Source organism: Sandarakinorhabdus sp., from assembly GCF_987265915.1.
The window spans coordinates 212362-225161 of the sequence record NZ_OZ503948.1 but is presented as its reverse complement, the minus strand read 5'-3'; the positions used below and the strand labels follow the sequence as shown (position 1 = coordinate 225161).

The following is a 12800-nucleotide window of genomic DNA, read 5'->3' as shown; positions in this document are numbered from 1 at the left end:
CGAGCTTGAGGTGCAGGCGGCACCCGCCTATCAGACTGCGCATAGATAAAGGGTTGCACTGCCATGTCCATCACCGCCTCCCGCCTTGCCGCGCTGCGCGCCCAGCTTGCCCATGATGGCCTCGCCGGGTTCGTCGTGCCGTTGACCGACGAGCATATGAGCGAATATGTCGGCGAATATGCGCAGCGGCTGGCCTGGCTGACCGGTTTCGGCGGTTCGGCCGGCAGCGCCGCCGTGCTGGAATCCCGCGCGGCGATGTTCACCGATGGCCGCTATACCGTGCAGGTGCGCCAGCAGGTACCCGGCGATCTGTTCGAATATCAAGACGTGCCGGCGACCAGCGCCGCACAGTGGCTGGCCGACCATGCCGAAGCTGGGCAGCGCATCGGTTATGATGCGTGGCTGCACACGCGGGCGTGGGCGACCGCCACCCAGACGCTGCTGGCCGCCAGGGGCGCCGAGCTGGTTGCCGTGACCGCCAACCCCATCGATGCGGTCTGGCCCGACCGGCCGGCGCCGTCGCTGGCCCCGATCGAGGTGCACGAAGACCCGTTTGCCGGCCGCAGCCACGCCGACAAGCGCGCTGACGTGGCAGCGTGGTTACAGGCCCGCCACGCCGATGCCGTGGTGATCGCCGCGCTCGATTCGATCGCCTGGCTGCTCAACATCCGCGGCCGGGATGTGGCGCGCACGCCCGTCGCGCTGGCCTTTGCCGTGGTGCATGCCGATGCCAGCGTCGATCTGTTCACCGCGCCGGAAAAGATCACCGCGGCGGTGCGGGCGCATCTGGGCGCCCATGTGCGCCTCCACGCCCGCGACCAGTTCGAACCGGCGTTGCGCGGCATGGCCGGCAAAGCGGTGGTCGCCGATCCGCAAAGTTGCGTGGCGGCAATCTTCGGCGCGCTGGCGGCCGGCGGTGCCCGCATCAGCGAGGCGCGTGATCCGAGCGTGCTGCCGCGCGCCATCAAGAACCCGGTCGAAATCGCCGGCACCACCGCTGCGCATGTTCGCGACGGCGCAGCGCTCAGCCGCTTCCTGGCCTGGTTCGACCGCGAAGCCCCCAAGGGCGGCCTCGATGAGCTGAGCGCGGCGGAGCGCCTGCGCCAGTTCCGCGCCGAAACCAACAGCCTGGAAGATCTGTCGTTCGATACCATCTCGGCCGCCGGCCCCAACGCGGCGCTGCCGCATTACCGGGTGAGCGCGGACACCAATCTTCCGATCGGCCAGAACAGCATCTATCTCGTCGATTCGGGCGGCCAGTATCGCGATGGCACCACCGACGTGACCCGCACATTGGTGGTCGGCACGCCGACACCGGAAATGCAGGATCGCTTCACCCGCGTGCTGAAGGGCCATATCGCGCTGGCGCAGGCGATCTTCCCGGCCGGCACCAAGGGCGTGCAATTGGATGCGTTGGCGCGCCAGCATCTTTGGCAGGCCGGGCTGGATTATGCCCACGGCACCGGGCACGGGGTGGGCAGCTATTTGTCGGTCCACGAAGGCCCGCAGCGCATTGCGGCAGCTTGGTCGGCACAGCCGGGCGGGGACGAACCGCTGCAACCGGGGATGATCCTGTCCAACGAGCCGGGCTATTACAAGCAGGGCGAATACGGCATCCGCATCGAAAATCTCGTGCTGGTCGAGCAGCGTAACGTACCGGGCGCCGAACGGCCGATGATGGGCTTCAAGGCGTTGACCCTGGCACCGATCGATCGCCGGCTGGTGGATGTGGGCCTGCTCAGCGCCGATGAGCGGGCGTGGTGGAATGATTATCATGCGCGCGTGGCCGCCGAGATCGGGCCGCTGCTCACCGATGATGCTGAACAGGCGTGGCTGGCCCAGGCCTGCGCGCCGCTTTGAACTTGCGCTAGTAAGTCCCACCCCCAGCCCCTCCCGCAAGCGGGAGGGGAGCAGATTGCGCAAGCGCCGAACGACTCCCCTTCCGCTTGCGGGAGGGGTCGGGGGTGGGCTTTCCCAGCACTACGCCCTGCGTCACCCTACGCCTTCGCGCCGGTGCATGCATCTGCTATGGCGCGTCTGTTACTGGATGGGAGAACCGAAATGATGAAGCAGATTGCCCTCGCCGCCGCCGCCCTGACCGCGCTGGTTGCCGCTGCGCCCGGCCCACAGAGCCTGTACGAATTCAACCTGAAGACCATCGATGGCAAGCCGATGCCGATGGCGCAGTACAAGGGCAAGGTCGTGCTGCTGGTCAACACCGCTTCGATGTGCGGCTTCACCCCGCAGTATGAAGGCCTGCAGCAGCTGCACGACAGCTACAAGGCCAAGGGCTTCACGGTGATCGGCGTGCCGTCGGGCGATTTCGGCGATCAGGAATATGGCAGCAACAGCGAAGTGAAGCAGTTCTGCGAAAGCAAGTTCGGCATCAAGTTCCCGATGGCCGAAAAGGCTGTCGTCAAGGGTGCCAAGGCCATCCCGGTCTACAAGTGGGCCGCCAACACCCTGGGTGAATCGCAGACGCCACAGTGGAATTTCCACAAATATCTGATCGGCAAGGATGGCAAGCTGATCGCCGCCTTCGGTACCAAGACCACGCCGACCTCGCCGGAAGTGATGGCGGCCGTAGCCAAGGCACTGACTGCCAAGAGCTAATCCGAAGCTTGTTCAGGGGCTGGGTGCTGATTGCGGGCCGGATCGCCTGCATCCCCCAGCCCTTTGCGTTTCCGCAGATTCGCCCGTAGCGCCGCCGCCAGCCGTTCGGCGCGGGCCTTTGCCTGTTTCTCGCTTTCCGTTGTCATGGCCGCGTCTTAACCGATCGCAGCGCCCGCGTCAGCGCCGCAGATGGTGCCAGTGCTTGACACTGTGGCGGGGCTTGGCCATAGGGCCGCTTCCTGACGGGCCAGCCCGGCAGGCTCAAGCGTGGGGCCGTGCTGCCGTAGCTCAGTGGTAGAGCGCATCCTTGGTAAGGCTGAGGTCGGGAGTTCAATCCTCCCCGGCAGCACCACCCCCCCGCTCCGTCGAACCCGGCCAGGGCATGGTATCCGACATGTACGATCCTGTTGCCATTACCCGGATCGGCGAAGGCCTTATCGCCGCCACCCTGCCCAAGCCGGAATGGACCCATGCCGCGCATGTGGCAGCTGCCGCCTATGTGCTCTCCGCCCGCCGCGATCTGGATGCCGAAGCCGCCATGCCCGGCCTGATCCGCCGCTACAACGAAGCCTGCGGGGTCGCGAACACCGATACTGGCGGCTATCATCATTCCATCACGCTGGCCTCCATTGCCGCAGTGCGGGCCGGGCTGATGCTGGCCCCATCGGGCGATCTGGCCGCACAGCTGGCCTGGCTGATGGGCGGCATGCTGGGCGACAAATATTGGCCGGAGCGATTCTGGCGCCACGACACGCTGTTCAGCGTCGCCGCCCGCCGCGGCTGGATTGCGCCGGATCTGCTGCCCTTGCCTTTCAGTGTGAAGGTCTGAACGCCGCCCAATCCACCCCCGGCGCCGCCGCCTGCCCCTGCACCAGCGCCGCCACCGCCAGACTCGCCGCCGGGCCGCCGGAAAAGCCCAGCCACGGCACATAATTGATGAACACGCCAGGCGCTGCACGCAGTTCGCCGATGATTGGCAGCCAATCTTCGGTGCCGTTCACGAACGCCGCCCAACAGCGCACCAGTTGCAACCCCGCCAGCGCCGGCACCACCCGTGCCGCCACGCCCAGGTTGCGGCCGAGATTCGCCATGTCCACTTGCGGCCGTCCGTCCGCATCCAGCCGCGCATCCCAGCCGCCGCCGATCAGCAGCGTGCCGTTCTTCGCCTGTTTCAGGGTGAGTTTGGCGCCGGCGCAATAAACGAGATGCGGCACCAGCGGCGCGGCCGGCTCGGTCACGCTCACCTGGATGGGGAAGGCCTGGATCGGCAGCGCCGCGCCCACGCCCGCCGCCAGCGTGCCCGTGGCACTGCCGGCGGCCAGCACCAGGCGGCCAGCCCGCCAGCGCCGCCCGCCCGCCGCCACGGCATAGCCATCGCCATCGCGGGCGATGGTCACTGCGCCGGTACCGGCTTCGATGATCGCGCCAGCCACCACTGCGGCGCGCGCGATCGCCGGCGTCACCACAAGCGGATGGGCCTTGCCCTCGCCAGCGCAGAACGCGCCGCCATGGGCATCAAGGCCCAGATAGGGCGCCAGCGCCCGCAAAGCCGGCTGGTCGAGCAATTCGATCTCCAGCCCGGCTGCCCGCTCGATTTCGACCTTGGCGCGGATTTCGGCCATTTCGGCTTCGCTGTGCGCCACCAGCAGGCCGCCGCCGAAATGCACCTCCAGGTCCGCGCCCACCAGCGCTTCCAGCCCGCGCCACAGCAGCAGCGATTCTTTCAGCATGGTCACGGCCGGGGCGAAGCGCTGCGCCCATGCGGTGCCCAGAGTGCGGAACGGATCGTGCGGAATCTGTGCGTGCAGGCTGCCGGCATTGGCGCTGCTGGCCTGGCTGCCGATCACGCCGGCTTCGATCAGCCGCACCTTCACCCCGGCGCGGGCCAGGTGCAGCGCGGTCAGGCAGCCGGCCAGCCCGCCACCGATCACGATTACGTCATCAGCCATTACCCATCGTGGCCCTGTGCAAGATCATCATGCTGTTGCATCAAGCATGGACGCAATCGCGGGGGAAGCGCGACATGATCGATCAGCCTTGGAACCAGAGCGAAGCCGATGTGCGCCGCCTGATCGGCCGGGTGCGCGCCGGGCGTTCGCTGCGGCCGGCGCAGTGGCCGGGCGGCGCGCGCGCGGCAGTGGCGCTCAGCTTTGATTGTGATCATGAATGTTTCGAACTGGGCGGCGGCGGCAGCGCCACCGGTCGGCTGGCGTGGGGCGAATTTGGCCGCCGGGTGGGCGTGCCGCGAATCCTGAATGTGCTGGCGCGCCACAATGTGCCCGCCAGCTTCTTCATGCCGGCGATGTGCGCGCTGATCGATCCAGATGAAAGCCGCCGCATTGTCGGCGCCGGCCATGAACTTGGCTTGCACGGCTGGATACATGAAAACAACAGCCTGCTCGATGCCGCCACCGAACGCGATCTGATGCTGCGCGCGCGCGACGTGATCGCGCCGCTGGCCGGTGGTGGCCCGCTGGGTTTTCGATCGGCGAACTGGGATCTGTCGCCGGGCACCATCGAAATCGTCGCCGAAATGGGCCTGGCCTATGATTCCTCGCTGATGGCCGATGATGATCCCTATGAATTGCTGATCGACGGCCGGCCCAGCGGCATCGTGGAAATTCCGGTGGAATGGCTGCGCGATGATGCGGTCTATCTGCTGTTCAACCGCAATCCCGCCACGCGGCCGTGGACGCCGCCGGATCAGGTGTTCGAGATTTTCGCCCGGGAACTCGATGGGGCGATTGCCGATGGCGGCCTGTTCCAGCTGGTGATGCATCCGTTCGTCATCGGCTATCGCAGCCGAATCTGGATATTGGAGGCCCTGATCGAACGCGCCCAGGGTCAGGTGTGGTTTGCCACCCATGCCGAGGTCGCGGCGTGGGTAGCGGAACAGGCCGGGCTTACAGCCCGCGGGTGATCGCCTGCGATGCCGCCAGCAATTGCGGCAAGATCTGTTTGCGCATCTCATCCTGCGTCATGCGTGATGATGGGCAACACACGTTCAATGCTGCCAACACCCGGCCTTCATCACTGCGAATCGGTACCGAGATTGATCCCAGGCCGATTTCCAGCTCCTGATCGACAATGCTGTGGCCTTCGCGCGCTGCCCGCTCGATTTCGGTGCGCAGCTTGGCCTTGGATGTCAGCGTGTGCGGCGTGAACGCCCGCAACGTCACCCGATCGAGATAGCGCTCCAGCGCCTCGGCGGGTTCCGCCGCCAGCAATACCCGTCCGGTGGACACGGCATGCGCCGACGCGCGCCCGCCGACCGCGATCGAAACATTGACATAGCGATCGGACCGGGCGCGGGCGATATAGGTGACATCCGCGCCGGTGAGCACCGCGCAGAACACCGATTCATTCAGCGTGCGGGCCAGATCGTTCATCACCGGCTGCGCCACATCCAATATGCCCATCGACGACAGCGCCGAATAGCCCAGGTCCAGCACCTTGGGCTTCAGGCTGAAGATCTTCTCGTCCTTTTCGGCATAGCCTTCACGCACCAGGGTGAGCAGCAGGCGGCGCACGGTGGCGCGGGTCAGCCCGGTTTCCTGCGCCACTTCGCTCAGCGTCATGCGCGGGCGGGTGCGGGTGAAGGCGCAAATGACTTCCAGGCCGCGGGCCAGCGAATTCACATAGTCACGATCGGTCAGATCATCGATTTCGGCCACGGCCATTGCAATTTTGCCCTTCGCCCCTTGCACAGGTTACACGTATCTTATCGGTGAATGGCCCTGCATGCCTATTGATTTCACGGAACGCGCGGTTGTTGCCTCTGCGCGCCGTCATTCGCCCGGCAGGCGGTCACCCTGTTTGCGCCGCCAGGCCGCCCAGGTCGTAGCCCAGTTCGCCGGATCATCCAGATTGCTGGCGTCCAGCTTGCCCACCACCTGGTTGTGCGGCGCCGCCAGCACGCGTGCCGGATCGGCATAGGCTTCGGCGATCACGGCCTCCAGCCCGTCGATCCAGTAATCGATATCCTCCTTGGACCACATCTCGCCGGCTTCGGGCGTGAAGGGCTGCGGCACGATCCATGGTTCGTGGCTCAGCCAGAAGGCATCGATGCCGAAATCGGCCATGCGGTTCTGCACATCGACCGCGCTCACCCCGGTCTCTTCAAACAGCGTGCCCAGGCTGTAGCGGGTCATCTCCAGCCGCGGCAGTGCCTGATCGGGATGCGATCGCGTCACCCCGCGCAAGCCCAGCAGCCGCGTTTCCATGTAATTGTTGAGCAGCACCGACATGTCGGCCGCATCGGCCAGGCCTTGGGCGCCCATCGCCCGGAGCCAGGCCCAGGCCTTCACCACCTGTTGCAGATTGCCCATATATTCGCGCACGCGCGCCGCCATGTGGGCGGGCTGTTCCAGCGCAAATTGGCCAGCCGCCTCGGTCACCAGCGGCCCGGGCAGGAACGGCGCCAGTTCCGCCGTGCAGCCATAGGCCCCTACCGCCGGGCCGCCGCCGCCCTTGGACACGCCGAACGTCTTGTGCAGCATGAACATGCAGGCATCGAAACCGAGATCGCGCGCGCGGATCTTGGTCATCACGCCGTTGAAATTGGCATGGTCATAAAATGCCAGCGCGCCGGCGGCCTTTGTCAGCCGCACCCATTCGGCGATTTCGGGATTATACACCCCCATGTCGTCGGGATTGTTGATCATCAACGCCGCCGTGCTTGGCCCCAGCGCGGCCTTCAGCGCATCGATACTGGGATAGCCTTGCGCGCCCAGCGGCAGCGTGATGATCTCGTACCCGGCCGTCGCTGCGGTGGCCGGGTTGCAGGGGTGGCTTTGCAGGCTGGTGATGATCTGGGTGCGGCTGTTCCCCTCCCCACGCGCCGCATGCCAGGCCCTTGTGATCACCGCCTGCGTCCAGGCGGCATCCGCACCGCCGGCCGCCTGAAAGGTGAAGCGATCCATGCCCGACAGTGCGCGCAAGGCGAGATCAAGGCCATGCACGCATGCCAGCAGGCCCTGCAGCGTTTCCGCAGGTTGCTGCGGATGCACGCCGGCCAGCGCGCGCGCCGCCTGTTCGCCCACGCGGGGGTTGTATTTCATCGTGCAGGTGCCGAACAGGCTGACCCCCAGCATGCCCATGGTTTCCTGGGACAGCCGCAGATAATGGTGCAGCACCTCGGGCTCCGCGAGTTCGGGCAGATCGGGGGCGGTGGCGCGCGCCAACCCCGCCGGCACCAGATCGGCCGCATCCACCAGCGGGAAATGCTGCCCGCGCCGGCCGGGCGCACCGATGCGGTGGATCAGCGGTTCGTCCCAGCGGGCGGCGTGGAAGCGGCGCAATCGGCTCATGCCAGCACTGCCTTCAGCGCCGCGCCAAGCCGGGCAATGTCGGCTTCGCCATGGCATTCGGTGACGGCAAAGATCGCACGATGCGGGTCGATGGCGATGCCGCCGAAGATGCCGTGCCGGTCGAGCAAGGCGGCATTGATGCTGGCGACATCGCGGTGGGTCGCCGAAAAATCCACCAGCACCTCCTTGAACAACCCGCGCCGCACCGGCACCGTGACGCCCGGCACCGCCGCCAGCGTGTCGGCCAGCAGGGCAGTGCGCGCGAGGATCAGGCGGCCCAGCTCGGCAAAGCCTGCCGGCCCCAGCAGCGCCATATAGGCCGCCGCCGCGATCGCCCACAAATAGGTGCTGTTGCCGGTCCAGTCCTTGCCCAGCTCGCGGCTGCCATAGCTGGATTGGTGGAACAGCATCAGGCCAAAGCCCATGCGGCCATCCACCGTGGTCGCCAGACTGTTCAGCAGGGTCGGATATTCCGCTGCGATGCGCGGATCGTCGGCGCTGGCGATGAAGCCGCCCAGCCCGCCGCCGGCATGCATATGGATGCCCAGCGGCTGGATGGTACCAACCGCGATATCGGCGCCCAAGGCGCCAGGCGGCGCGATCACGCCCAGGCAGGATGGATCGACGCCAGCAATCACCAGCGCGCCAGCCGCGTGGGCCAGGTTGGCCAGCGCGGCGGCGCTGGTTTCCAGCCCGCCCGCCCAGGCCGGATTTTCGTAATAGACCGCCGCGACATCCGCGCCGATCATGCCCGCCAGCGCCGCCAGATCGATGCGACCGACCGCGTCACACGGCACCGCCTCCACCACCAGGTGCATGGCGGGATCGGCGGACTCGGCATAGGCATCCAGCACCGCGCGGCGCTGCGGGCACATGGCGGCCGGCACCAGCAGGCGTTGCTTGCCAGAGTCTCCTTGCTTCAGCCGCAGCGCCATGCGCGCCGCATGGCCCAGCGCCGCGCCCCAGCTGTAGACCGGCAGGCCGACCAGCTCCATTTGCAACAGCGCGCCCAACTGGCTGCTGAATTCGAACCAGGCCTGATTGCGGCCGAAATCGCTGCTCGGTGTGCCCCAGACGGGCGTCAGGAATTCACTGCGGCCGACGATTTCATCAACCACCGCCGGCACATGATGTTGCCAGATGCCGCCACCCAGAAAGCTCAAGCTGTCAGCGGCCGGGCGGTTTCGCCCCAACGTTTCTTTCAGATAGCGCGCGAGTTCGACCTCGCTGGTCAGCGCCGGCGGCAGATCGGGCAATGCGGTCAGCCGATGCGCGGCCGGGATCTGGGCAAACAGGGGTGCGACGCTGTCCAGCCCCAGAAGCCCAAGCAATTCGGCTTTGCGGGCTGGCGTGTCGTTGGACATGAACGGGTGGGCGCGGCTGGTCATCACTCTCTCATGAACGGCGGATGGCGGGGCCGCGGTGCGCATATCGCACAGTATGACATATTGCGCACAAGGGAAGCCAGTGTAGAAACGCGATGATGTTGCCGGACCAGTTCACCCCGCTGCCCGATCTGATTCGGTTCTATGCCCGCCAGGGTGACAAGCCGGCAATCCTCTGCGGCGATGTTGCGCTGGGCTGGGCGGCGCTCGATGCCCGCATGGACCGCGTTGCCGCCGCGCTGGCCCGCGATGGCCTGGGCAAGGGTGACTGCATCGCCATTTCCGCGACCATGCAGCCGGATTATCTGGTGCTGTGGCTGGGTGCGCTGCGCGCCGGCCTGGCGGTGGCGCCGTTGCCGCAATCCGCCACCGCGGACACCATCGCCACCATGGTGGCCGATGCCGATGCGGCGCTGTTCTTCGATGATGCGGCGCTTGCCCGTCTGGAGGCCTGGCTGCCGCCGCCCGGCACCGCGCCGCCAGCGGTGGCGATCAGCCCTGACGATCCGTTCAACCTGATCTACAGCAGCGGCACCACCGGCCGGCCGAAAGGCATCGTGCAGCCGCACCGCCAGCGCTGGGCGCATGTGCAGCGCGGGGTGACGCAGGGCTATGGCGCTGACTCTGTCACGCTGGTGGCGACGCCGCTGTACAGCAATACCACCCTGGTCAGCGTCATCCCGACGCTCGGCCTGGGTGGCACCTTGGTGTTGCTGCCGAAATTTTCCGTCACCGAATTTCTCGATCTTGGTCAGCGCACCCGCGCCACCCACACCATGCTGGTGCCGGTGCAATATCAGCGGATCATGGACCATCCGGACTTCGACCGTTTCGATGTGTCCAGCTGGCGCCGCAAATTCTGCACCTCGGCACCGTTTTCGGCGGCCCTGAAGGCACAGGTGCTGGCGCGCTGGCCCGGCGGCCTCACCGAATATTATGGCATGACCGAAGGCGGCGGCACCTGCATCCTGCAATGCCACGAACACCCGGACAAGCTGGCGACGGTCGGCCAACCGGCGGCGGGCAGCGACATCCGCATCATCGATGACGAGGGCCATGAACTGCCGCCCGGCGCCACCGGCGAAGTCGTCGGCCGCTCCCCGGCGATGATGACCGGATATCACAAGCTGCCGGATGCGACCCGCGCTGCCGAGTGGTACAGCCCAGCCGGCGAGCGTTTCATCCGAACCGGCGATATCGGGCGCTTCGATGCGGACGGTTTCCTGACCCTGCTCGACCGCGCCAAGGATGTGGTGATTTCCGGCGGCTTCAACATCTATCCCATCGATCTGGAACAGGTGCTGATGGCGCATCCGGCGGTGCAGGATGCCGCCGTGGTCGGCGTGCCGTCGGCGGCGTGGGGCGAATCGCCGGTGGCGTTCGTGGTGCTGCGCGAAGCCATTGACCGCCAAGTGCTGCTGGAATGGGCCAATGCGCGGCTCGGCAAGACGCAACGCTTGGCTGGCATTGAACAACTGTCTGAACTGCCGCGCAGCGAGATCGGCAAGGTGTTGAAACGACAGTTGCGCGATGGCTGGCGCTCCGCCCCGGTCTGAGCCCATAGTCACCGTGCCCCACAGTCAGGACCTTCCATCATGCTCATCGGTGTCCCCCGCGAAATCAAGCGCCACGAATATCGGGTCGGGCTGACCCCCGGCAGCGTGCGCGAGTGTGTGGTGCACGGCCACCGCGTGCTGGTCGAAACCGGGGCGGGGGCCGGCATCGGCGCCGATGATGCGGCCTATATGGCGGCCGGCGCAGAAATCGCTGCCGACGCCGCCAGCGTCTTCGCCCGCGCCGACATGATCGTGAAGGTGAAGGAGCCGCAGGCGCGCGAATGGGTGCAATTGCGCGACGGGCAGATCTTGTTCACCTATCTCCACCTCGCCCCCGATCCCGATCAGGCGCACGGCCTGATCGCCTCGCGCTGCACCGCCATCGCCTATGAAACCGTTACCGATGCGGCCGGCCATCTGCCGCTGCTCGCGCCGATGAGCGAAGTGGCGGGCCGGTTGGCCATCGAAGCGGCGGGCCAGGCGCTGCGCCGCCATGCCGGCGGCATGGGGCTGCTGCTGGGCGGGGTGCCGGGCGTGAAGCCGGCGCGGGTGGTGATCATCGGCGGCGGCGTCGTCGGCACCCAGGCCGCGCGCATGGCGGTGGGGCTGGGTGCGGAGGTGACGATCATCGATCGCTCCTTGCCGCAATTGCGCCGGCTCGATGATCTTTTCGGTGGCCGCGTGCGCACCCGCGCTGGCAGCCGCGCCGTGCTGGAGGAGGAACTGGCTGCCGCCGACGTGGTGGTGGGCGCGGCGCTGATCCCCGGCGCCAGCGCGCCCAAGCTGATCACCCGCGCTGATCTGAAGCTGATGATCCCCGGCGCGGTGATTGTCGATGTCGCCATCGATCAGGGCGGCTGCGCCGAAACCAGCCGGCCGACCACCCATGATGATCCCACCTATGATGTGGACGGCATCATCCATTATTGCGTCGCCAACATGCCCGGCGCGGTGCCGAAAACCAGCAGCGCGGCGCTGAACAATGCGACCTTGCCCTATATGCTGGCGCTGGCGAGCCAGGGCCTCGGCGCGCTCCACGCCGACACCGGCCTGCGCGCCGGGCTGAACGTGCATCGCGGGCAGATCACCAACGCGGCCGTGGCGGCAGCGCTGGGCCTGTCCCATCATGATCCGCTGTCGGTGCTGGCCTGAGCCATGCACCCCGCAGTTGATCTGACCGGCAAGACCATCCTGCTCACCGGCGCGTCCAAGGGCATCGGCGCGGCCACGGCGGCGATATTGGGCGCAGCCGGCGCGCATCTGGTGGCGCACTATGGCAGCGACCGCGCCGGCGCCGAAGCTGCCACCGCTGCCATCCCGCCTGAGCGCCTGTTGCTGGTGCAGGCCGATCTTGCCGATCTGAATGCGGTCGAATCGCTGTGGGATGCGGCGCAGGCCTGGCGCGGGCGCATCGACGTGCTGGTGAACAACGCGGCCATCATGGATTTTTCCGGCGGCATCGATGCGCCGCTCGATCATTGGGACGCGGTGTGGGATGCGGCGTTCGACGTGAATGTGAAGGCGCCGGCCCGGCTGATGCGCCGCGCCGTGCAACATTATCTCGATGAAGGTTCCGGCGCGATCATCAGCATCGGCAGCTGGGCGGCGCAGCGCGGCGTCACCAATCCGGCCACCATCGCCTATGGCGCATCGAAGGCCGCGATCCGCGCCGCCACCCAATCCATTGCCCGCGCCTATGCACGGCAGAAAATCCTGGCTTATGTCATCACGCCGGGCGTCGTGCGCACGCGGCTTTCCGAACAATTCGCGGCCACCAATGGCGGTGAAGCCGCAGTATCGGCCACGCTGGCCAGCGGCGAATGGGTGACGCCGGATGAGCTCGGCCGGCTGGTGGCGTTTCTGGCGTCGGGCGCGGTGCCGCAGCTTTCGGGCGCGACGCTCGACGTCAACGGCGCGAGCTATATCCGCTGATGCGG

General features: G+C 66.9%; 11 protein-coding genes and 1 tRNA gene. 8 read left to right on the top strand and 4 right to left on the bottom strand.

Translation table 11 applies throughout. The annotated features are described in order from the left end of the window. Positions 1–63 precede the first annotated feature (63 nt). The 4 genes from AC6UUM_RS01035 (at position 64) to AC6UUM_RS01020 (ending at position 3442) form a co-directional block, all read left to right on the top strand. Positions 64–1860, top strand: a complete 1797-nt coding sequence (locus tag AC6UUM_RS01035) for an aminopeptidase P family protein (protein WP_500803498.1) — start codon at positions 64–66, stop codon at positions 1858–1860. Between the two features lie 201 nt (positions 1861–2061). Beyond that, positions 2062–2613 carry a glutathione peroxidase gene (locus AC6UUM_RS01030; protein WP_500803497.1) on the top strand — a complete coding sequence of 184 codons (552 nt, stop codon included), beginning with the start codon at positions 2062–2064 and terminating at the stop codon, positions 2611–2613. Positions 2614–2890: 277 nt separating this feature from the next. Next, positions 2891–2965, top strand: a tRNA-Thr gene (locus AC6UUM_RS01025). Between the two features lie 42 nt (positions 2966–3007). Further along, positions 3008–3442 (top strand): hypothetical protein, encoded by a 435-nt coding sequence (locus tag AC6UUM_RS01020; RefSeq protein ID WP_500803496.1) that lies wholly within the window; start codon positions 3008–3010, stop codon positions 3440–3442. Here AC6UUM_RS01020 and AC6UUM_RS01015 read toward each other — a convergent pair. Continuing rightward, positions 3426–4562: an NAD(P)/FAD-dependent oxidoreductase gene (locus AC6UUM_RS01015; protein ID WP_500803495.1), complete on the bottom strand. Its 1137-nt coding sequence runs from the start codon at positions 4560–4562 to the stop codon at positions 3426–3428. The genes AC6UUM_RS01020 and AC6UUM_RS01015 overlap by 17 nt on opposite strands. A gap of 74 nt (positions 4563–4636) precedes the next feature. Between AC6UUM_RS01015 and AC6UUM_RS01010 the strand changes: the two genes are divergently transcribed. Next, positions 4637–5533 carry a polysaccharide deacetylase family protein gene (locus tag AC6UUM_RS01010; protein ID WP_500803494.1) on the top strand — a complete coding sequence of 299 codons (897 nt, stop codon included), beginning with the start codon at positions 4637–4639 and terminating at the stop codon, positions 5531–5533. On the opposite strand, the gene AC6UUM_RS01005 is transcribed toward AC6UUM_RS01010, so the two are convergent. From AC6UUM_RS01005 to AC6UUM_RS00995, 3 genes are all read right to left on the bottom strand, one after another. After that, on the bottom strand, positions 5517–6293 hold the full coding sequence (locus AC6UUM_RS01005; RefSeq protein WP_500803493.1) for an IclR family transcriptional regulator domain-containing protein: 777 nt from the start codon (positions 6291–6293) through the stop codon (positions 5517–5519). The genes AC6UUM_RS01010 and AC6UUM_RS01005 overlap by 17 nt on opposite strands. 108 nt (positions 6294–6401) lie before the next feature. Next, on the bottom strand, positions 6402–7922 hold the full coding sequence (gene gcvPB, locus AC6UUM_RS01000; RefSeq protein WP_500803492.1) for an aminomethyl-transferring glycine dehydrogenase subunit GcvPB: 1521 nt from the start codon (positions 7920–7922) through the stop codon (positions 6402–6404). Next, a complete protein-coding gene (locus AC6UUM_RS00995; RefSeq protein ID WP_500803491.1) occupies positions 7919–9310 on the bottom strand; it encodes a PLP-dependent aminotransferase family protein in 1392 nt (463 codons plus the stop codon). Before AC6UUM_RS00995 ends, gcvPB begins: the two co-directional genes overlap by 4 nt. Before the next feature lie 92 nt (positions 9311–9402). On the opposite strand from AC6UUM_RS00995, the gene AC6UUM_RS00990 reads away from it, so the two are divergent. Genes AC6UUM_RS00990 through AC6UUM_RS00980 form a run of 3 tightly spaced genes read left to right on the top strand, consistent with a single transcriptional unit; the run spans position 9403 to position 12795 of the window. Continuing rightward, positions 9403–10863, top strand: coding sequence for a class I adenylate-forming enzyme family protein (locus AC6UUM_RS00990; RefSeq protein ID WP_500803490.1), 1461 nt, complete (start codon positions 9403–9405; stop codon positions 10861–10863). 39 nt (positions 10864–10902) lie between these two features. Next, a complete protein-coding gene (gene ald, locus AC6UUM_RS00985) occupies positions 10903–12015 on the top strand; it encodes an alanine dehydrogenase (protein WP_500803489.1) in 1113 nt (370 codons plus the stop codon). A 3-nt stretch (positions 12016–12018) separates the two neighbouring features. Continuing rightward, positions 12019–12795, top strand: a complete 777-nt coding sequence (locus AC6UUM_RS00980; RefSeq protein WP_500803488.1) for an SDR family NAD(P)-dependent oxidoreductase — start codon at positions 12019–12021, stop codon at positions 12793–12795. Positions 12796–12800: the final 5 nt, after the last annotated feature.